The organism is Paraburkholderia mimosarum LMG 23256 = NBRC 106338 (assembly GCF_000739815.1).
GTDB lineage: Bacteria > Pseudomonadota > Gammaproteobacteria > Burkholderiales > Burkholderiaceae > Paraburkholderia > Paraburkholderia mimosarum.
The window spans coordinates 1-1503 of sequence record NZ_BBJJ01000285.1 but is presented as its reverse complement, the minus strand read 5'-3'; the positions used below and the strand labels follow the sequence as shown (position 1 = coordinate 1503).

1 protein-coding gene is annotated in these 1503 nt (G+C 58.1%); it reads right to left on the bottom strand.

Annotated features, from left to right (window positions below):
• Nucleotides 1–107: 107 nt before the first annotated feature.
• Entirely contained in the window at nt 108–1424 is a 1317-nt protein-coding gene (locus BMI01S_RS37415; protein ID WP_042293423.1) for an IS701 family transposase, read from the bottom strand.
• Nucleotides 1425–1503 lie beyond the last annotated feature (79 nt).

Genomic DNA, 1503 nt, shown 5'->3' with positions numbered 1-1503 from the left:
AGTACTACTGTGTCATAAAAGCAGTTGCGCGCTCTATTGTTGTACAGGAAGAGTGCCATCGTTGCATGAGCCTTTGTCCAAGCAGGATGCGCAACGTAGTAATGGAATCAGGTACGTGGCGTTGAGCGCGCTGGACTGCCCCGGGGGATGTAATCCGGGGGAAGGGCAGGCAGCGCGCGTTCAGGGGAGTTTTTTTTACCACGTCCATCTGAGTGCATTCTGAGTCGCTGAGCCATCAGAAACGCGTACGCAGCGATACTTAGTGTGGCGTGATGGTGAAACCCACGCCAGCCTCGCCCTTCATAGTGACCGAGCCCGAACTCCTGCTTCAGGTCCTGATAGTCGCGCTCGATGCGCCAGCGCATCTTGGTCACGAACACAAGCTGCTCGATGGTCGCCTCTCCGGGGGCGGTAGTGAGAAAGTATTTGAGCGGCTCCGTATCACCATCAGGCCATTCAATGAGCAGCCACTCTTCTTCGCGAACGGTACTTCGCCAGTTGTCGCGATGTGCGGGGCGAACCCGCACAGCGGCAAAGCGTGAGGAAAGTGCCGCGTTGCTGCCTTCCCGCCAGGTTACGGTCTGCCAGGCGTTTGCGGGTAATTGCATGGCCAGTTCCTTCACCACGATTGGCTCGTGGCCGGGCGCACGGCGCAACAATTTTGGTGGCTGACCGCGGCCACTCCAGGGCTTGGGTGGAAGCGGCGCCGTACCGGGCGCCCAGACAGAGGTGCCCGGCCGGATCCCTACCGCATACAACAAACCCAGTTCAGTTACGCTTTCCCGGAAAGCGGTTTCGTCGCCGTACCCGGCATCGGCGAGCACAATGCCCGGTGCAATGCCGGATGCTACAGCTTCCCGGAGTTGGGCCAGCGCAATCTGTGGCTTGGTCTGAAAAACGAGTTCGTCGGGAATGCCCGCACGACGTGCTCGTTCCCGGTCGTCAATCCATTCCTTGGGGACATACAGCTGCCACGCAATTGGCAGGCTGCCGCCTTGCGTCGCGATCGACAGGCTCACGGCGATTTGGCAGTTATCCTGTTTGCCCAGTTGCCCACAGTATTGCCGCGCTACGCCGACCGAATGCTTGCCCTTCTTCGGGAATCCCGTGTCGTCAATAATCCAGTAATAGCCAGCCTCTTCAGCAGCGTGCAGGCCCAACGCGGGCATCACCCATTCGCGTACCCGCTGCAGGACCGCCCGGTCAGACCATTCCGCCTTGGCCACAAAATGATGGAGTGACTGGTGTTTCGCGCTCGCGTGAAGTGGGTCAATATGCGCGGCCATCGGCTCGACGCTCTTGCGTGACAACGGCATTACCAAGCCCGAACAGTAACCCTTGAGGCCGGCATGGCGATCGGCGTGCCCCAACGCCTGCGCCAAATGATTCAGATATGCGTCAAATTCGTCGACGTCTTCTTTCATCACGGTCGCCCAAAGTTTGTATTATTTAATACTACCAGGTATCACTTTGATGCAAACATTTTTTTGTGACACAGTGGTA